The organism is Nostoc sp. JL31 (genome assembly GCF_017114965.1).
Taxonomy (GTDB): domain Bacteria; phylum Cyanobacteriota; class Cyanobacteriia; order Cyanobacteriales; family Nostocaceae; genus Nostoc; species Nostoc punctiforme_A.
This window is the reverse complement of sequence record NZ_JABXKO010000119.1, coordinates 1-17,221: the sequence shown is the minus strand read 5'-3', so window position 1 is coordinate 17,221 and position 17,221 is coordinate 1. Positions and strand designations below refer to the sequence as shown.

Sequence of the window (17,221 nt, the reverse complement as noted above, 5' to 3'; positions counted from 1 at the left end):
TACTTCCCATTAAATTAAAGTGTTATCGCTGTGCTTGGGTATTGGATTTGTCAACCACTTTTTGAGAGTTTTCCTCAATGGTTTTCACTAGTTTGGTAACATCATTAGGTGTTTTGACTGCTTTTGCTGGTGGGATGGCGGCGGGCCAAACTTTTATGAGTTCAGTGAAACTAGTATCGATCGCTTTGTGTGCTTCGGGATCTGCTTGAGCTACTTGACTAGAAATTCCTTTGTATAATTCATTGGCGTAAAAGACAAAACCACGGGAGTCTTGATACTCAATTGGCGCGGCTACTTTACCATCTGCGATCGCCGCACCATATTCGGAGTTGGCTGAATCTAGTAGTTCGTTAATTACCTGTAGCACAAATCCTGGTTTTGAGCGTTGAGCTTCTGGCAAAGCTGCGATCGCTCCATCAACTGCTTGCACTGAAGAGGTAAAATTAGTTTTAACTTTGCTATCTTTCGGACTAGATTTCACTAAATCTTGCAAACTTACCAAAGTTGTCTTAAATTCTTTGACTTTTCGTTCATTAAGTTGATCTTCTACATCAACGTAAATCTCTTCTACTGGATGCCCAATATGAGGTTCTGCCTGTTTCGGTTGATTCTGATCTAGCAGTTCTTTGGCTACCAAAAGATGCCCTTTCATTAAGCCTAATTTAGACATATAGTCAACATCTTTTGCCTCACCTGTAAGTACCACTTCTTGAACACCAACCTGGTCTTTAATTTGGTCGAACTGCTCTTGAGTAATTACTTTTTTAGTAACTAAATCTTCTGGGCTACCATAAGGACGAGCTGCCTGGATTTTGTTCGATAAAGCCGGAACACCTAGTTTGGCTTCAAACTTATCCAATTCTGACAATATAGCGCTGTTAATGTTAATTTTTTCTTTGCCACCGTGACCACTATGACTGCTATTACTTACTGCCTCTGTGGCTGGAGGGCTAGTAACTGGTGCTGATGGATTTTCTGCGGTTGGTGTACCACTACAGGAACTCAAGCTAACTATTACGGCTGCTGCTGCTGTTAAACAGATATAACGAAGTTTTATCATCTTTTCTCCTCACAGAACTTAAAAGGTATTAATTGAAACATTTCAAACTATTACTAGAAAGTAGTTTGTTTGACAGATTGTCATAGATTTTACTGTTGCATATAATGCGATTTTTTATCAACTACTTACCTAAACTTTAATAAATTAATTAAATAATATCGTCAGGAACTCTTAACAGGATTTTGAGAGTTGCTCTCAGTAAGTACTTCAAATTGACCCATGCAACCGTTTTCTGCGATCGCATCTTGATGGGGATGGAACATATACTTACCTGGGTAACGAAAAGCAAACTCTAAGATGTGCCTTTCTGCTACACCCATCGTAATCACATCTGCTTTCTCGCTAGGAGTCATAGTCATGCCGTAGCGATAGACATCAAAAAAGTTGGCGTGGAGATGAAACGTCACAGCCGGATCGTATTCAATGATGTTGAGGACATACAGCCGAATCAACTGATCTTTGTAAATCTGAATCGGGTTATGCATGTAATAGTGGGGCAGACCGTTGAAGGCGTAATAATCGTTATGGCTATCATCATTCACGTCATACCCACTCATCACTAGTACGATTTCATCAGCCGGGGGACGGGGAGTCGGTGGATCGATGATAAACATTCCGTACAGCCCCTTGGCAATGTGGCGGGTGACTGGTTCAATATGGCAGTGGTATAAATGAACGCCATAAGGTTCAGCATCAAATTCGTAGATTGTGGCATTACCATTGCTGATTGGGCGAACACCATCCATTTCCGCCGGATGAACGCCATGAAAATGCAAAGAGTGAGAATGTCCCGCATTATTGAGAAATAGTACCCGGATGCGATCGCCCTGTTTGGCCCGTAGCGTTGGCCCTGGTATGCGACCGTTTAAATCCCAGATGTTGTAAGAGACAGCACTATTGAGTTTTATGATGGAAGAACCAGCAGTTAACTGAAATTCCCGGATAGTCCGCCCATTTTCGTGCTTTACCGTCCCATAATCAAAATCCCTTAACATCTTCATTGGGTTAGTAACATCGTCTGGTGCTGACCTATCGAATGGTGGCACTTTAACGATTGACTTACTTTGTAGATTTAGCATCTGCCAAAGTCCAGCTGTACCAGTTATTCCAGCACCTGCTAGTCCCAGTTTCAATAATTGACGACGGCTCCAGGGTTTTCCGTTACCTAGAGCGAAGTTGTTGGGCATGACATTTAGTTACAGTTAGCACCAAAAAAGAATTGCAAAAGATTTGCAATTGCTTTTAAATATTAGAGGAATTAATAATTATTGTCAATAATTTTTTAGCGCTTAGAAATTGTCAGTTAAGTTGTTAAATCTAGATCAAGCTCTCAAAACTCTCGCAATATTTTCTTAATTTTAACTGTATTTATACGCTGAGTTATGTATAAATAATAGTTAGATAAAACTAACTGCTTCATATCTATTCCTGATATGCTGATTGCTTCAGCAGTACTTAGAGTATAAACAATGAGTATAATAGCACCTTGAATATAGACGCGAGCAAGAAACTGTTGCTAATCTGTAGTGTATTTAATTGGTTTAGGGATAACATAAATCACGCTTCTTCAAGGAATTTTGAATGCTTGGTAATATGAGAACTTTTAATTTTTAATTTTTATCTGTTACCTTCGTGTTAGCAGCGCTGAAAATGCCGTCACTCAAAACCATGTGTCATTCTTTTGTTATTTGTATGGACTTTCTGTGTAGATTTCTGCATCGCGATCAGCGAATGTCAAAGGATAGTATAGTATTCACTAAAGTCGAATTACAGAAGACATTTGATACACACTTGTCAAATACAAAGTTGATGGTATATCTTTTTGCAATCAAGTGGCATTATGCCCTTTGATTGATCAATTACCCAAATTTATTATTAGGAGGTCAAAAATGACTACTTTTTCTCATATTTCGCTATTGCAGAAGACCGCAGGTATTACCTTATCCAAGCCTGTGCAGGTAACTCTTTATATGCTGCTATCTTCTTTAGTTATCTGGACTGTTTTGTTCTCCACCTATCCTGCGGTTCATAACACAGCACACTCAGCGCGTCACCACACATTAGGCGTTGCATGTCACTAAATTATCATAATCCCAAGATTTTTTAGGTGCATGAAGCTTTGACGCTAAAATAAAGCGGATTTCGCGCCAGTGTTTTTGCTGGTAAATAACTTTTAGGTTTTGTAGAGATGCTTTGTTTATCATCTCTACATCACCTTAATTTAAGATGATATCTGACTAATTCGTTGGCTAGAATTTTTATACTTAATAATAATCTGGAGTAACTTTCATCCATTACTATGAAAGTTTCAATTGTAGAAATTACATAAGTTTCACATTTACCGTAAGCTTTTATGAAAAAATATCGGCTTTTTGGAGTTATCAGCGCTGTTTGTATTACTTTGTCAGTTCTTTATTCCTTTGTGGGAAGTTCCCAAATTCCTACATCCAGAGTCTTGCTTTCCACCAACCCACCTTTAGAACGTATTCTCCCCTTTGAAGCAGAGGCAGAAAAACCACAGTCTCCCGTTAAACTGACATTACAAGCTGTTGATGCTGCAGGTAAATCTTTAGCAAATGCCAAAATTAGTTTACAAATTCTGACACCGCCGCGTAATCCTTGGTTAACAACAGATTTTCCCATTGTCGAGGGAACAAAATTGTTGCAAATGAATGCCACCGCACCTGATGGTAAGTTAGAAATTCAGCAGATGTTACCCATCCGTGGTAATTACCAACTGTTAGTTAAAGTGTCACCCTTGGTAGCAAATACTTTTGCTGCTTATGAACAAACTTTAAATCTGAATGTCCATGAAAATCCAGTAAAATATAAATATTTTGCTGTGATTGCAGCTATATTACTATCACTTGGATTGTTGGGTGGTTGGATTATTGGTGGACAAGAAGAACTACAACAAGGAGAAATTGCACCCCAGTCAGTCCGGCTTTTATTAAGTGCATTAACTGTAGTAGCTATAATAACTCTAATAGTTATTAACATTAGTGCAGAAGTTGCAGAAGCTCATGGCAGTGAACATCACTCAAATAGTACTGAAACGATCGCACCATCATCTCAAAAATCTCAGGGATTAGAAATTAACCTTGGCGGAGATAAAAACGCAACTGTTGGAAAACTTGCAAATTTAGCGTTACAGGTGAAAGATGCTGCAACCGGACAGCCTATAACAGATGTAGCATTGCAGGTGAAAGCGATCGCCACAGAACATAATTTAACAGTTTTTGACTACAAAGGTATTCCCGACGAACAAGGGAAGTTAATATGGCTTGAACAATTTTTTGACGGTTCACCCCACAAAGTCGAGGTGGAAGCCACTCCTCTACCAGGATCTAGCCGTCAATTTGCACCAGTGAAGGTAGCGCAAGAAGTTGAAGTTGAAGCGATCGCACCACCAATTTACATCCGACTGATTGGTTTATTCTACTTTACAGCCTTTGTCGGTATTGGCATGGCGATTGGATTGCTAATACAACATCGACGAAAACCACAAGCAAGGACAAATTAGTAATATCAGAGTTTTACTAAAGATTCCTGCTAATACAAAGATATATATTAATCAATTAAAATAGTTGTGGTTTAACCACACTATTTTTTTTGTTAATGGGTTGTATAAACTATAAAAAGTAGTGCAACAGGACAAGGCAAGCTATTGCAATAGCTTAAAAGATAAAATTTATGTTCGAGCTTGGGAGTTTCGATAAATTGGTATATTTATTAAGTAGAATTTTATTATTTACAAGCTCATAAATTAAGATTTACCGAGAAATTAAGAAAGTAATGCTGACAAAAATTGCGTTTGAAACAATTTTGGAACGTGCTTTGATGGGATACGACTTATCCCCCGAAGAGGGAGTGGTATTGTTACAACAAACTGAGCCAGAAGCGATCGCAGCAATACGTGCTACATCCGATACACTCCGCCACACACAAGCAGGCGATACTGTCACCTACATAATTAACCGTAATATTAACTTTACTAATATTTGTGAGCAGCACTGTAGTTTTTGTGCATTCCGTCGAGATGATGGTGATGCCGATGCATACTGGTTAGATTCGGCGCAAATTTTGGAAAAAGCGACAGATGCAGTACAACGGGGTGCGACAGAAATCTGTATGCAAGGGGGGTTAAATCCACAAGCGCAGATAAATGGTAAATCTTTGCCCTACTACCTGAAAGTCGTAGAAACCATTAAACAGGAATTTCCCCACATACATTTACACGCTTTCTCTCCCCAAGAAGTGCAATTTATCGCCAGACTTGACGGACTTGAATATGCTGAGGTGATTACTGCTTTGCGCGATGCTGGTGTTGGCTCAATGCCGGGAACAGCAGCGGAAGTATTAGACGATGAAGTTAGGCGGATATTGTGTCCAGAGAAGATTGACACAGCCACTTGGCTAGAAATTGTCAGCACCGCTCACAAATTAGGCTTGCATACCACTAGCACCATGTTATCTGGGCATATTGAAACCCACGAGCAGCAAATCGGACATTTAGAAAAATTGCGATCTCTCCAAAAAACTGCCATCAATCGGGGATATCCAGTCAGGATTACAGAGTTTATTTTATTACCCTTTGTTGGCCAAGAAGCACCCAAATCTTTACGTCGCCGTGTCGGACGCGATCAACCAGTTTTGAGTGATGCACTACTATTAGGGGCTGTAGCACGGATTTATTTAGGTAATTGGATTCCCAACCATCAGCAGAGTTGGGTAAAACTGGGGCTTGCAGGTGCCACAGAATCCTTAGCTTGGGGTTGCAATGATATCGGCGGCACTTTGATGGAGGAACATATCACCACAATGGCAGGTGCTTTAGGCGGTACGTGTATGGAAGTAGAAACCTTACAAACTGCGATCGCTTCTTTAGAAAGACCTTACCAACAACGAGATACTCTTTATCAAAAAGTTATTAGTCGTTAGGCATTGGGCATTGCGATTAGGGGAGAGGTTATAGGTGAAAGGTGATAGGGAATAATGTGTACCCTGTAACCTGTACCCTATTCCCTTCTTCACTCCTCACTCAATTGATCCCCAAGTTACCAATCCAAGATAGGATGGACGTTGATTTACGTATTCTTTTACTTAATGCATATGAAGCGCTATTGGTCGCGTTTGCTTGCGCTGGTTTTGGTTGTAGCTATCGGCTTAATGGGTTGTTCTGGCAGTCCAGATAGTTTGACTGGGGATTATCGTCAAGACACCTTAGCTGTGGTCAATATTATGAGACAAGCTCTGGATCTTTCACAAGATTCACCAGATAAGACAGCAATTCAAGCAGAAGCGCGTCAAAAAATTAATGACTTTTCAGCTCGCTACCAGCGGGTTAACTCTGTTTCTGGTCTTGGCTCATTTACAACCATACGAACAGCCCTCAATTCCCTAGCTGGACACTACAGTTCTTACCCAAATCGTCCCGTACCCGAAAAACTCAAAAATCGTCTAGAGAAAGAGTTGCAGCAGGTAGAGACGGCGTTGAAACGTGGCGGTTAGCTATTAACTATTGCTTACTCCATCATCAATAGTCAGGTGTCAAAACTTTTGATTCCTGACTATTTTGTTTGTCAAGGCAGGAGACAGAAGGCAGAAGGCAAAAGGCAGAAACTCTTTATATCTGATGCGTAAGTCCTACATTTTATAGCTCAATACGGTTCAGTTAAGGCTAAAACTCTGTTATCCAAGTCAGTTTTTTAACGAACCGCCTTCTCTACGAGAGGCTTCCGCCAACGCGCAGCGTCTCGTAGAGAAGGCGCAGAGGACGCAGAGAGAAGAAAGAGAAAGAAAAAATTGCTTAACTGAACTGTATTGTTTTATAGCTCATTTACTTGAAAACTGCTGTAACAATGCAAGCCGACGCATTAACATTGAGGGTGAAGTTTTAATATTTACTTCATGCACTGGAAACCGCTATACAAGAATACGGCAACAGAAATAGACCTTTGAGAGTCTTAAAAAAAATAGGTTTTAAAACCGAATGGCACTAAGAAAAGATACAGCCCTTGCTCTGACTGGAACAAGCCTAAAGGCTAGGAACCCATTCTGGAAGGGCTGCCGCCTCCAGTAGCTTAACAAGAGGCAGAAGCCCAGTTTAAATACATTCCTAGCCTCCAGACTGGGAACAAGACACACAAGCCTTTGGGCTTTTCTTAGTGCCATTCGTTTTAAAACCCTTAGTATTTAACTATATAATTCGATACACGTTGCCCACAATTATTTGAGTTGGGATCGATGATTATGGCAAATTAAAGGCTTTAAGACCGAACGTCAACACGTAGCTCAGAGTTAGAGCCACTACGTCTTTCCTCAGTTACCCTGTGGTAAGCAAGTTACAGTCGGAATTTAAATCCCTGTCTGAAACTCTTTTGAATTTGTTCATCTACTGGTAGGTATGTCTAACTGTCCCTTGAACGTTGCAAGATCAACATTATTTTGGCGGCGCTTATTCGCTGTTTTTTTTACTGGTAGTTTGTTGCTCCCCAACTTGGGAAGCGAACCAGCAAAGGCGCAAGTAACTGAGTATTGTCAGTTATCATCGGCTGCGGCGCAACAAAAAGAAAATTTGCGTTTGTTAGCGCTCAAAGGCAAACAAGATGCTCAAACACGCTACCAAAGCATAATACAAGAACAGGCGCAGAAATTAAAGCAATGTCGCTCTCGAACTTGGCCGCAAACCCAAGCCATTTGGTTACGCTTGTATCCCTGTGACATTCAGCCAGGAATAATCGATCAGATTATGGATCGGATTGTTAATGGCGGCTATAACCAAGTTTATTTAGAAGTATTTTACGATGGGCAGGTACTATTACCAGCAAGAGCTAACCCAACGGTTTGGCCTGCTGTGATTCGCACTCCAGGGACAGAAAACATCGATATACTTGCCACAGCAATTAAAAAAGGTCGGCAACGTGGTTTGAAGGTCTACGCCTGGATGTTTACCACAAATTTCGGCTATACTTACGCCCAGCGTCCAGATAGAGAAGCTGCGATCGCTCGTAATGGCAAAGGTCAAACGAGTTTATATGTAGTAGATAATGGCTCTCAACTATTTATCGATCCCTACAACCTACAAGCAAAACGCGATTACTACCAATTAGTACAACAAGTTTTGCGCCGTCGTCCAGATGGCTTGCTATTAGATTACGTGCGTTATCCCCGCCAAGCTGGAAGTGATTCTATCGCCACTAAAGTTTCAGATTTATGGCTATTTAGTCCCGCAACCCAAGAAGCTTTATTTAAACGGGCACAGAATTACAAAGCGCTGGACTTAATTCGTCGCTTTTTAAGCAAGGGATTTGTCACTGGTGGAGATATAACCGAAATTGATAAACTTTATCCCCAGGAAGGAGAACCGCTTTGGCAAGGACGCACTCTCCCACTAGCGCAAAAGTCAATCCTGTCTGCAACCGATAGACAACCAATTTTACAATGGGAGTTGTGGCAGCTTGCCGTTGCCCATGCTATGCAAGGAATTCTAGATTTTGTCACCATCGCTAGTTACCCAGCAAAGCAGCAAGGTGTTTCCACAGGAGTGGTGTTTTTTCCTGATGGCAACCAAACTGTAGGACAAGGGTATGATTCCCGTTTGCAACCTTGGGATCGGTTCCCCAATTCATTAGAGTGGCATCCTATGGCTTATGGGAATTGCGGTAATGTTAGTTGCATTGTGGCGCAAGTGCAAAGGGTTTTGAGTATGGCAAAACCGGGTACGCAGATAATCCCGGCTTTAGCCGGTCAGTGGGGAAAATCTGTTAGTAATCGTCCATCCCTAGAAGTGCAAATGCAAGCACTTCGCAAATTTGCCCCCCAACTGAAGGGAGTTAGCCACTTTGCCTATTCTTGGCAATATCCTCAGAGTGATAGCGATCGCAAATTCTGTCGAGTTAAGTAGAATTCTTGCAGAATTAGTAAAAAGGGATTGAATTTCCCTTTCAACTTATAGAATCACACACTTTACAAATTCATACCAAATATAGTTAACACAGTCATAACTACAGCTTAAGTATAGTGTGTAGCGAGTCGTTGGAATGCCGACGGTGCTGGACTATCTGCGAGGTACTGGCGTATCATCTCAGCACAAGCACCTGGGCTTAACAAAGAGGTATCCACTTCAAGGTCATAGATGCCAGGGATGTGGACTTCACGTTGCCATAACTGAACCGGATGTGGTATCGCGGAGTCAGATGTACTTCCCACGTTCCACCCCGTGTTTTGTCGTCGTTCCATAACGATCTCGATGGGGCAGTAAACACCTACGAACAAAACCGGCAATCCTTTTAAACGTCGGGCACTATCAGCCAGAATGCCCCGTTCTGTTGCGTAGGCGTCATGGTGTCCGACATCAACCACGACATTCAGACCCAAACGGCTGTGAGCAGCGATAGACTCATACATAGCGCTGTACAGAATGGGAACAAGGGCTTCGATATCCTGGCGTTCTCCCCCTGGCCGCAGACCGATCCCAGGCAGGTATCGTGCGGGAGTCATTTGCATAAATCTATCAACACCCAAATTCATCCACAGACCATCAAATGTTTCCTGAATGACTGCGACAATGCTCGACTTCCCCGATCGCGGGACACCATTCAGGATGATAATCTGTCCAAGCTCCTGTGTCTGCCCCATGATTCCTCCTTGCATCCTTTATACATGTAGTTAGCAGTTCCACGTTAGGGCTAAAATGTTGAATAGGCAAGAATTCAGGAGTCAGAATTCAGAATTCAGAATCAAGACGCTGCGCGTAGATCATCCCCAAAATGACTTTATTACCAAAGTTTCGGCAGGTTCAGTTCACGATTAAGTCCCCACTTTTCAACTCAATTTAAAGCCAAGTCCTCTGGTGTATTACAGTTAAACAGCATTTCTGGTTCTGCTAATGGCAAAACTTCTACCGGATATTGCCGAAGCCACTGCTGAAACGATCGCTCCCCTTGGTTGATAAACTCTAGGAGTTGTGGCAAACAGCTACGGCGATAGAAACCACATAGAGGTTCCCAACCTTTAGGATTATGAGCTAAAGCTGCGATCGCATTATCCCCCACGCTATCAAGTCTATTTACCCATTCTTGCAACACTTCAACCCGCAATCTTGGTAAATCGCAAGCTAGCAGCAGTACCCAATCTGTTTTGACTTCAGCTAGTCCTTGAGCAAATCCAACTAAAGGCCCGTGGGCTAAAGATTCTCCAGACAAAGGCACTTCCCGAATAAACTCACAACCAGGCAAAAGCAAGTCTTGATAGCGTTCTGGCCAGGGAGTTACTACATAAACAACATCAGCACAGCCTTTGGCAATCCCACAAACTCGCTGCAACAATGGCACTCCTTGAATGGGAATCAAGGCTTTATCTTGACCCATCCGAGAACTTTTACCGCCTGCTAATACAATTGCTGTTAATTTGCTACATGAGTTAATAGTCATTCGTCAAAAAAACAGAGGGTAAAAAACGAGTCAAACTAAATTAACCCCTGACGCTGAAAGTAGAATAAATTTATCTTCTACTTAAACCCCATCATGCCTATCCAAGAACTCGAACAACAACTCCTTCAGCTTTCCCCCAACGATAAACTGTACATCATCCAACTCCTTGCCCAAAGCCTAACCACACACAACAACATCCACCCAGATCAACCAAGCAAACTCTCAGAGTTTTTCCGTCAATCCCCCTTGGCTGAACTCACCGAAGAACTTGACCTTAGTCGAGATCGCACCCTTCCGCGCGATGCCTTCACGCCATGACTTATCTCCTTGATACCTGCCTGATTTCCGAACTTGTTGCCAAACAACCAAATCAAAAAGTTTTAGATTGGCTAGATGCCCAAGTGCCAGAAACACTTTACCTCAGCGTCATTACAATTGGCGAAATCGCTAAAGGCATCAGCAAAATTACTGCATCTAAGCGCAAAGAATCTCTAACAACTTGGCTGAATGAAACCCTACCCAATCGCTTTCAACAAAGAATCTTAAGTATAGATGTCTCAACAATGGTGTTGTGGGGAAATTTAGTTGGGCAACTAGAACAGAATGGGCGACCTCTACCTCTCATGGATTCTCTTATTGCAGCAATCGCAATTCATAACTCTTTATCACTTGTCACCCGTAACGAAAAAGATTTTGCTGGGATAGGGCTTGTAATGGTTAATCCTTGGTCTGTTTAGGCATCATCACTATAGGGGGTCAAATGAGCAACCGCGCAGAAAGTTACGATCGGGACTGGATGACCTGCTGGTAACATTCTAGTTGGGAGAAATAAAACTATTTCACGCCCTCACCTGACTTTTCTGGACTTGCTGCAATAAATGCTCTACACTTTCTGCTGGTGCCAGACACTTCAAGCCTTGGCAAACTAAGCCAACGCTTCTCTCTGGTAAATCAGATGTGATGGCAAATACAGCCGTTGGTAGAAATCTGGGGATCAGCGAGTTTATTTGCTCAGTGGTGCTGCGAATTAAAGTAGAATTACGATACCAATCTAAAGCTGTAAACAAGCTGGGACAAGCTTGGGGAGCGCGCTCCATTACACTCTTAAAAGCTTTCAAACCAAGTTCCGCTAAATCCAAATAATCTAGATTATCGGTGAGTAAAGCGAGACGGACAAGGTTAGCGATCGCAATTCCATTGGCTGATGGTGTCGCATTATCTGCGTAACTACGCTCTCTAACAATTAAATCTTGACTAGAGTCGCTTGACGTGTTATAGTAACCACCTAACTCTACACTCCAGAGAAATTCGTTAAATTCATCTTGGATAGCGATCGCTTTTTCTAACCATCGTTTATGCTCAGGGTTTGAAGCTTGTAAATCCAAGAGAGCTTTAACAAACAAAGCATAATCTTCAGACTGCGCTAAAACAGTTGGTTCTCCTTGATAGTTGAGTCTCTGGAAACGCCCATCGACAAACTGATTTTCCAAGATAAAATTTGCCGCTCGTGCTGCTAATTCCAGATACAAAGGTTGTTGGAAAACCCCAGCAGCCCTAGCCAACCCAGAAATCATCAAGCTATTCCAGGCGACAATCATTTTTGTATCTGTCACCGAGGGAATGCGAGCTGGCCAATTAGTAGTTTTTGCTTCCTGGTTGTTACGAGCAGGGGGGAATGTTTCCAGCGACTCAGAATTAACGCCATAACGAACTGTAAACAGCTTACTCAGTGCCGTTTCCAGCGTTGCACTCAGTTGACCTGAATGCCGTCTTTGCAAAACATTATGTCCTTCAAAGTTGCCGTTAGGCGTCACCGTAAACTGTTGTTGTAATTCCGTTAATTCTTCAGGCGTTAACAGTTGTTGTAATTCGCTGTAACTCCAGACGTAAAAGGCTCCTTCTTCTGGTTCTACTGCCGTGGATTCTGTGAAGCTGTCGGCATCTTGAGAAGCATAGAAGTAACCCTCAGGCGCAGTCATTTCCCGCTTCAGCCATTGTACAGTCCCAGCAACTGCCCTCTCAAAGGCTGGGTCTTGTACTCCTGCACTCCATAAATAAGCCAGATACTCGACAATCTGTCCATTGTCGTAGAGCATCTTTTCAAAGTGGGGTACTGTCCAAGTCGGGTCAACAGTATAGCGATGAAAACCACCGCCTACATGGTCATAAATGCCGCCCAGTGATAAGTCTAGTCCCCGTTGGGTACAAACTTGCTTGCCATCATAGCGAGATTCAAAATTAAATCGAGTTCCCCGCAGTGCTAATTCTGTGTAGGGAATCATCGGAAAACTGTTACCAGATTGATTAGGAGTAATTACACCTGTACTAGTTTCCCAACCTTGGCGGAGTAATTCATGGTCTTCAAGCTCAGTTGTTGTACCGTCTTGCAACACCGCAGACGTGAGCAGAGACTCAATAATTAAGGCTTTGCGTTGTTGTAATTCCGCTTTTTCTGTATCGTAATAACGGCGAAGCGCTTGCAACACCTGCAAAAATCCCGGACGACCATAGCGCGGGTCTACAGGAAAATAAGTACCAGCGTAAAACGGCACTAAATCTTCTGGGGAAAGAAAAATATTTAAAGGCCAACCCCCTTGACCGCTCATCATCTGCAAAGCTTGCATATAGATGCTATCGAGGTCAGGTCTTTCTTCCCTGTCTACTTTGATGGGAAGATAATTGGTATTCATGTAGTCAGCGATCGCAATATCAGAAAAAGCCTCGCCTTCCATGACAGTACACCAGTGGCAACTAGAATAGCCAATGGAAAGAAAAATCGGTTTATTTTGCGCCCTTGCAGTTGCAAGTGCTTCGTCACACCAAGGCCACCAATCAATGGGGTTTTCGGCGTGTTTGCGGAGATAGAGGCTCTTAGCTTCAGCAAGGCGATTAGTCATAATCAAACGCAAGTTAGTTGCCTTCTTTGCTCAGTCTAGCCTGTTCTCAGGCTTGTTAGCCTAGACAACTATATACATTAAGTAAGAAAGTCAACGAGCGAATTATCCCTTTGTTTTTAATATCGCCTAGTAAGTTGGTGTAAAAAAATGCAGTTTTGTAGTTAGCGCTAACTACAAGGCAAGCATCTATATATTGAGTTTATTTACGGTAACTTACTTATACCTGTGCAACTTCTGAAACATTCTTATTGAAAAGATCGCAATAGCAAGCTAACAATATTTGGTGGCGTTTCTTGCATAGGTGATGCTGTCTTTGTTTGAATTAAAGTGTTTGGGCTAAGTCCTGCTATCAGATGGAGCAAGAAGGTGATGATGGCGGCTTGTATAAGTTTTTCCAGCATGGCACGTCTCTCTCTGAATGGATAGCATTTCAACTACGACTGGTTATTCTAAATACACCTCGTACTCCCGATTTACCGAATCTAACAAAAATAACTTGATAAATGCCGAAGGAAATCCTAAAAAAATGTTTAAAATGTTACTGATAGTTAACATAATTCCCTAAGCAAATCGGATTTCGGTTATCGGTCTAATCAATACATCGCCAAGGTTGTACAGCAAAGTCCGAGATATAAGATTGGCGACAATTGAAGTTTTTTGATTTATTCTTCGCTAGACCGGGATATTTTCTTAGACAGCTTTTGTTGCTAAAAAGTGCCCTTGGAGGTTGAATCTATTGCAAAATCACATTTTGCTCCTTGGTTGAAAAAGACAGAATAGCCAAGATTTACTTATATCTACTTGGGAATAGTAGAGATCAGCCCCAGTTTCGTGCTGTCACCGATAAAATGTATTTAAAGTAGCCACAAACACGCTTCCATGATTCCTATCGTTATTGAACAATCGGGTCGAGGTGAACGCGCCTTTGACATCTACTCACGGCTGTTACGTGAGCGCATCATCTTTTTGGGACAACAAGTTGATAACAATATTGCCAACTTGATTGTTGCCCAACTGCTGTATTTGGATGCTGAAGACCCGGAGAAAGACATTTATATGTACATCAATTCTCCCGGTGGTTCGGTGACGGCTGGTATGGGCATTTTTGACACTATGAAGCATATTCGCCCTGATGTCTGTACAATTTGTACCGGATTGGCAGCGAGTATGGGTGCTTTTCTCCTCAGCGCGGGTGCTAAGGGTAAGCGGATGAGTTTACCCCATTCTCGGATTATGATTCATCAACCTTTAGGCGGCGCTCAAGGACAGGCGACTGATATTGAAATTCAGGCGCGGGAAATTTTGTACCATAAGCAACGGCTAAACAACTATTTAGCTGAACATACAGGTCAACCAATTGAGCGCATTGCTGAAGATACTGAACGTGACTTTTTCATGTCGCCAGAGGAAGCCAGGGACTACGGTTTGATTGACCAAGTGATTGACCGTCACGCCGCTGGTAGCCGTCCAGCAGTTGCTGCTGTTAATTAATAGTCACGATTGGTAAATGGTGATTTACCACTTTTAATTCTCTTAAACTCTAAAAATAACCCCTTTTCATAACTGAAGAGGGGTTATTTGACTTCAAAACTCGATTTTAAAGGATCAATATCCTATTTTTCAAGATGAAGGTAGTCTTGAATCGGTAGCAGATATTGAATAAATTCCAACTTTTAATTGTCTGAAGATACACATTTTGATCCTGACATAGGATCATCAAAAGTTGGAAATAAGCATAATTTGTCGCTCTACAATAGCCTCAAAACTAGTTTGCTGGAGTAGAGAAATGTTATCAAAACAAACTTTTTGTGACTAAATAATACCAAGCAATTTGAATTTTATTTTCAACTTCATACTATTAAAGTCTTTTTCAGACTGTATTTATTTTATTAAAAGCTTAATTTAGATTTAGGTTACAAAGACACTAAGTCATTTTGTACAGTGTGTAATACCAAAAATAAATTATTTATCTTCAGGAAGAAACATCATGAATTGCTTCAAATCAAGTCTCAAGCTAACGTTGCTAACTTTATTGACTTGTGGATTGGTTTCCCCAGCTTTTGCGACACCCGATAACGACAATAGCATTTTTGCAGCGGATTTTGAGGGGAATTTGAATAGTGGTCAAGGATTTCTTCAGATCAAAGGCGATGTGACCACCACCGATGACTTAGAAGACTTTAGAAAAGTGCTACTCACCGGGCGCTCTAACTTACGTTTAAGACTGGAAGGCGTTGCCCCAAACGGGGGACGGACAGATTTGTTATTAGTTAGGGATTCAAACAACAATGGTCAAATTGATCGTAATCAAGGCGAAGTGATTGGCCAAAGTCGCGACTCATTTTCCCACCAAATTACACGCCAGAATCTAGCCGCAGGAGATTACTTCGTCATTATCCGCAGCAGACAGTTTAGCTCAAACAAAGTTCAGTATCAAGTCAGTGTCGATGCACGGGTGTAATCAATCTTTGAGAACTTCATATTAGTTATTACTAGAAGTTATGTAAAAATTGCGATCGCTTCCCATAATTTTTTATGAGATGTTCCCGTCCCTGGTCTATTGTCCACCCTAGTCGCTGCATTTCAACGTCTGTTTGAGCAATTACCTCAGAAAAATTCACAGGTTCCATAGCTTCGCCACAGTTTCAATAGCCTACGTTATTAGTCATTAGTCCTTACAAATGACTAATGACCAATGACAAAGGACTAATGACAAATCAAAATCCCGCTATTGGGTCTGGCTGAGATTGTAAGTATTTGAGGAATCCGTGTAATTCTTCTTCAGTCAGCAAAGTCCGCCCGCGCTTACCGTAGGTTTCAATCAGATGCTCCCGTCCCTGTTCTGGTGTCCAGTTTAAACGCTGAAGTTCGACATCTGTTTTAGCAATTACATCTGATAAATCCACGGGTTCAGCTTTTTTCTTTCTCTTCCCTGTCACTGATGGGGTAGCAGCATTCTCTTGAGGACTGTAACTCCGGGGTGTAAATGGTGTGACATTATTGGCAGAAATCGCGGGAAAGGTTTGATTTTCTGGCTGGTTATCAAAATTTATTTCCAAGTTCTCAGATGGAGGATCAAATTCTAGCTCCTGCTTGGCAGTCATAGGAAAGTTTTGACCTAAATCTTGGCTATAGGTATCGTTTGCTAGGGGTGCAGCATTACTGTACCCGTACTGTTCGTTACTGCTTGTTACTATTTCTGGTTTAATGTTCCGTTCTTTGGAAGGCGGTATAGATATTTCTTTGTCGCTGACTGCTGGCCACTGACTACTAACAAAATTCTCATTTTTTGCAGAGGAATAAGCAGCAGGCTCACTCAATCCACCTTTAGTATTCAAGGAGGGATTTAGCTGTGCCGGGGAAACTGGATTTGAGGTCAACACCACTGATTCTGGTGGCGCGTTTGTCATACCCAAAACTATCAGCGCCCTAGTTCTGGCTTGGTCTTCTGCGGCTTCTACTGTTTCTGCTGCTGCCATACCTGTAGCACGGGTTACACCTTCAATTTGCACGCTTGCCCGGACAATATATTTTCCTTGAAAAATTTGCACTAATTCAGAAATCAAACTGCCTTTGGGATACAAGCTCTGGAATTGAGCCAACATAATACTGCTACCAATCTAAATATTTTTAATAACGGGGTTGATACTGCCTGGATGTTCAAGCGAGATCGGTTGCCCTTACTTTAATTTACATCCACTCGATACCCAGGATGCCTGCGAATATTGCATTTATTCATTTTTAATTGCCTACTATGAACCTATCCCACTAATACCGAAATATGGTAATCTACTTCTCGTATGAGAGGGGTGTATCTGTGTATGGCTGGG

The 17,221-nt window shown here is 41.9% G+C and carries 17 protein-coding genes; 9 read left to right on the top strand and 8 right to left on the bottom strand.

The annotated features are described in order from the left end of the window. Nucleotides 1-22: 22 nt before the first annotated feature. Nucleotides 23-1,060, bottom strand: a complete 1,038-nt coding sequence (locus HWQ43_RS31605) for a helix-hairpin-helix domain-containing protein (protein ID WP_292740976.1) — start codon at nucleotides 1,058-1,060, stop codon at nucleotides 23-25. 161 nt (nucleotides 1,061-1,221) lie between these two features. After that, complete coding sequence (locus HWQ43_RS31600) at nucleotides 1,222-2,247, bottom strand: multicopper oxidase domain-containing protein (RefSeq protein ID WP_292740974.1); 1,026 nt, start codon at nucleotides 2,245-2,247, stop codon at nucleotides 1,222-1,224. Between the two features lie 702 nt (nucleotides 2,248-2,949). On the opposite strand from HWQ43_RS31600, the gene HWQ43_RS31595 reads away from it, so the two are divergent. The 5 genes from HWQ43_RS31595 to HWQ43_RS31575 all read left to right on the top strand — a co-directional run bounded on the left by HWQ43_RS31595 (nucleotide 2,950) and on the right by HWQ43_RS31575 (nucleotide 8,966). Further along, nucleotides 2,950-3,141: a CbtB domain-containing protein gene (locus tag HWQ43_RS31595; RefSeq protein WP_292740972.1), complete on the top strand. Its 192-nt coding sequence runs from the start codon at nucleotides 2,950-2,952 to the stop codon at nucleotides 3,139-3,141. A 272-nt stretch (nucleotides 3,142-3,413) separates the two neighbouring features. Further along, nucleotides 3,414-4,583 carry a hypothetical protein gene (locus HWQ43_RS31590; RefSeq protein ID WP_292740970.1) on the top strand — a complete coding sequence of 390 codons (1,170 nt, stop codon included), beginning with the start codon at nucleotides 3,414-3,416 and terminating at the stop codon, nucleotides 4,581-4,583. Nucleotides 4,584-4,855: 272 nt separating this feature from the next. Beyond that, nucleotides 4,856-6,001: a 7,8-didemethyl-8-hydroxy-5-deazariboflavin synthase subunit CofH gene (gene cofH, locus HWQ43_RS31585; RefSeq protein ID WP_292740968.1), complete on the top strand. Its 1,146-nt coding sequence runs from the start codon at nucleotides 4,856-4,858 to the stop codon at nucleotides 5,999-6,001. Between the two features lie 165 nt (nucleotides 6,002-6,166). Beyond that, nucleotides 6,167-6,571 carry a photosystem II protein Psb27 gene (gene psb27, locus HWQ43_RS31580; RefSeq protein WP_292740966.1) on the top strand — a complete coding sequence of 135 codons (405 nt, stop codon included), beginning with the start codon at nucleotides 6,167-6,169 and terminating at the stop codon, nucleotides 6,569-6,571. An 895-nt stretch (nucleotides 6,572-7,466) separates the two neighbouring features. Beyond that, nucleotides 7,467-8,966: a family 10 glycosylhydrolase gene (locus HWQ43_RS31575; protein ID WP_292740965.1), complete on the top strand. Its 1,500-nt coding sequence runs from the start codon at nucleotides 7,467-7,469 to the stop codon at nucleotides 8,964-8,966. A gap of 107 nt (nucleotides 8,967-9,073) precedes the next feature. Here HWQ43_RS31575 and HWQ43_RS31570 read toward each other — a convergent pair whose 3' ends face one another. Together HWQ43_RS31570 and HWQ43_RS31565 are read right to left on the bottom strand one after the other, a co-directional pair. Then, nucleotides 9,074-9,700 carry a hypothetical protein gene (locus tag HWQ43_RS31570; protein WP_292741146.1) on the bottom strand — a complete coding sequence of 209 codons (627 nt, stop codon included), beginning with the start codon at nucleotides 9,698-9,700 and terminating at the stop codon, nucleotides 9,074-9,076. A gap of 191 nt (nucleotides 9,701-9,891) precedes the next feature. Further along, the gene (locus HWQ43_RS31565) at nucleotides 9,892-10,494 is read right to left on the bottom strand and encodes a molybdenum cofactor guanylyltransferase (RefSeq protein ID WP_292740964.1); all 603 of its coding nucleotides are present in this window, start codon (nucleotides 10,492-10,494) and stop codon (nucleotides 9,892-9,894) included. A gap of 93 nt (nucleotides 10,495-10,587) precedes the next feature. On the opposite strand from HWQ43_RS31565, the gene HWQ43_RS31560 reads away from it, so the two are divergent. Beyond that, complete coding sequence (locus HWQ43_RS31560; protein ID WP_292740962.1) at nucleotides 10,588-10,812, top strand: hypothetical protein; 225 nt, start codon at nucleotides 10,588-10,590, stop codon at nucleotides 10,810-10,812. After that, nucleotides 10,809-11,231 (top strand): type II toxin-antitoxin system VapC family toxin, encoded by a 423-nt coding sequence (locus tag HWQ43_RS31555; protein ID WP_292740960.1) that lies wholly within the window; start codon nucleotides 10,809-10,811, stop codon nucleotides 11,229-11,231. The genes HWQ43_RS31560 and HWQ43_RS31555 overlap by 4 nt, the downstream gene beginning before the upstream one ends. 102 nt (nucleotides 11,232-11,333) lie before the next feature. Here the strand turns inward: HWQ43_RS31555 and HWQ43_RS31550 are convergent, their stop codons facing one another. Beyond that, entirely contained in the window at nucleotides 11,334-13,391 is a 2,058-nt protein-coding gene (locus tag HWQ43_RS31550) for a thioredoxin domain-containing protein (RefSeq protein ID WP_292740958.1), read from the bottom strand. Between the two features lie 245 nt (nucleotides 13,392-13,636). After that, the gene (locus HWQ43_RS31545) at nucleotides 13,637-13,792 is read right to left on the bottom strand and encodes a hypothetical protein (RefSeq protein ID WP_179065022.1); all 156 of its coding nucleotides are present in this window, start codon (nucleotides 13,790-13,792) and stop codon (nucleotides 13,637-13,639) included. A gap of 478 nt (nucleotides 13,793-14,270) precedes the next feature. Between HWQ43_RS31545 and clpP the strand changes: the two genes are divergently transcribed. Together clpP and HWQ43_RS31535 are read left to right on the top strand one after the other, a co-directional pair. Next, nucleotides 14,271-14,882: an ATP-dependent Clp endopeptidase proteolytic subunit ClpP gene (clpP, locus tag HWQ43_RS31540; RefSeq protein WP_094347831.1), complete on the top strand. Its 612-nt coding sequence runs from the start codon at nucleotides 14,271-14,273 to the stop codon at nucleotides 14,880-14,882. A gap of 496 nt (nucleotides 14,883-15,378) precedes the next feature. Then, a complete protein-coding gene (locus tag HWQ43_RS31535; protein WP_292740940.1) occupies nucleotides 15,379-15,852 on the top strand; it encodes a hypothetical protein in 474 nt (157 codons plus the stop codon). Between the two features lie 31 nt (nucleotides 15,853-15,883). On the opposite strand, the gene HWQ43_RS31530 is transcribed toward HWQ43_RS31535, so the two are convergent. Then, a complete protein-coding gene (locus HWQ43_RS31530) occupies nucleotides 15,884-16,021 on the bottom strand; it encodes a hypothetical protein (RefSeq protein WP_292741158.1) in 138 nt (45 codons plus the stop codon). Nucleotides 16,022-16,108: 87 nt separating this feature from the next. Continuing rightward, a complete protein-coding gene (locus HWQ43_RS31525; RefSeq protein WP_292740938.1) occupies nucleotides 16,109-16,996 on the bottom strand; it encodes a hypothetical protein in 888 nt (295 codons plus the stop codon). Nucleotides 16,997-17,221: the final 225 nt, after the last annotated feature.

Excerpts from the sequence above, each read along its gene's own strand:
- HWQ43_RS31605 (WP_292740976.1), bottom strand. The coding sequence starts at position 1,060 with ATGATAAAACTTCGTTATATCTGTTTAACAGCAGCAGCAGCCGTAATA.
- HWQ43_RS31600 (WP_292740974.1), bottom strand. The coding sequence starts at position 2,247 with ATGCCCAACAACTTCGCTCTAGGTAACGGAAAACCCTGGAGCCGTCGT.
- HWQ43_RS31595 (WP_292740972.1), top strand. The coding sequence starts at position 2,950 with ATGACTACTTTTTCTCATATTTCGCTATTGCAGAAGACCGCAGGTATT.
- HWQ43_RS31590 (WP_292740970.1), top strand. The coding sequence starts at position 3,414 with ATGAAAAAATATCGGCTTTTTGGAGTTATCAGCGCTGTTTGTATTACT.
- cofH (WP_292740968.1), top strand. The coding sequence starts at position 4,856 with ATGCTGACAAAAATTGCGTTTGAAACAATTTTGGAACGTGCTTTGATG.
- psb27 (WP_292740966.1), top strand. The coding sequence starts at position 6,167 with ATGCATATGAAGCGCTATTGGTCGCGTTTGCTTGCGCTGGTTTTGGTT.
- HWQ43_RS31575 (WP_292740965.1), top strand. The coding sequence starts at position 7,467 with ATGTCTAACTGTCCCTTGAACGTTGCAAGATCAACATTATTTTGGCGG.
- HWQ43_RS31570 (WP_292741146.1), bottom strand. The coding sequence starts at position 9,700 with ATGGGGCAGACACAGGAGCTTGGACAGATTATCATCCTGAATGGTGTC.
- HWQ43_RS31565 (WP_292740964.1), bottom strand. The coding sequence starts at position 10,494 with ATGACTATTAACTCATGTAGCAAATTAACAGCAATTGTATTAGCAGGC.
- HWQ43_RS31560 (WP_292740962.1), top strand. The coding sequence starts at position 10,588 with ATGCCTATCCAAGAACTCGAACAACAACTCCTTCAGCTTTCCCCCAAC.
- HWQ43_RS31555 (WP_292740960.1), top strand. The coding sequence starts at position 10,809 with ATGACTTATCTCCTTGATACCTGCCTGATTTCCGAACTTGTTGCCAAA.
- HWQ43_RS31550 (WP_292740958.1), bottom strand. The coding sequence starts at position 13,391 with ATGACTAATCGCCTTGCTGAAGCTAAGAGCCTCTATCTCCGCAAACAC.
- HWQ43_RS31545 (WP_179065022.1), bottom strand. The coding sequence starts at position 13,792 with ATGCTGGAAAAACTTATACAAGCCGCCATCATCACCTTCTTGCTCCAT.
- clpP (WP_094347831.1), top strand. The coding sequence starts at position 14,271 with ATGATTCCTATCGTTATTGAACAATCGGGTCGAGGTGAACGCGCCTTT.
- HWQ43_RS31535 (WP_292740940.1), top strand. The coding sequence starts at position 15,379 with ATGAATTGCTTCAAATCAAGTCTCAAGCTAACGTTGCTAACTTTATTG.
- HWQ43_RS31530 (WP_292741158.1), bottom strand. The coding sequence starts at position 16,021 with ATGGAACCTGTGAATTTTTCTGAGGTAATTGCTCAAACAGACGTTGAA.
- HWQ43_RS31525 (WP_292740938.1), bottom strand. The coding sequence starts at position 16,996 with ATGTTGGCTCAATTCCAGAGCTTGTATCCCAAAGGCAGTTTGATTTCT.